Genomic DNA, 206 nt, shown 5'->3' with positions numbered 1-206 from the left:
ACCAAATCCAAGAGTGAAATCATTATGGAAGAAGCGGTCAGAAATCCGATGCAGAAAGAGGAGCGAGCAAACGCAAACCCCTCAGTCGCCAAAACAGACAAAAGCCCTCTGTCAAGGCAAAACTCAGAGCCGGTAGAAACGCAATCTGATAAGGGTGTTGCAAAGCCAGTGGAAAAGCCATCGGTCAAAGAGAAACTTGACCGTTA

The 206-nt window shown here is 47.1% G+C and carries 1 pseudogene; it reads left to right on the top strand.

The features are described 5' to 3' along the window. Positions 1-24: 24 nt before the first annotated feature. Positions 25-206, top strand: a pseudogene (locus HJV72_RS19660) (hypothetical protein); the annotation flags it as partial.

This window comes from Extibacter sp. GGCC_0201 (assembly GCF_017566055.1).
In the GTDB taxonomy this organism is placed as follows: Bacteria; Bacillota; Clostridia; order Lachnospirales; family Lachnospiraceae; genus Extibacter.
Note: the sequence above shows the minus strand (reverse complement) of the source record. Positions and strands in the feature narration are given on the sequence as shown.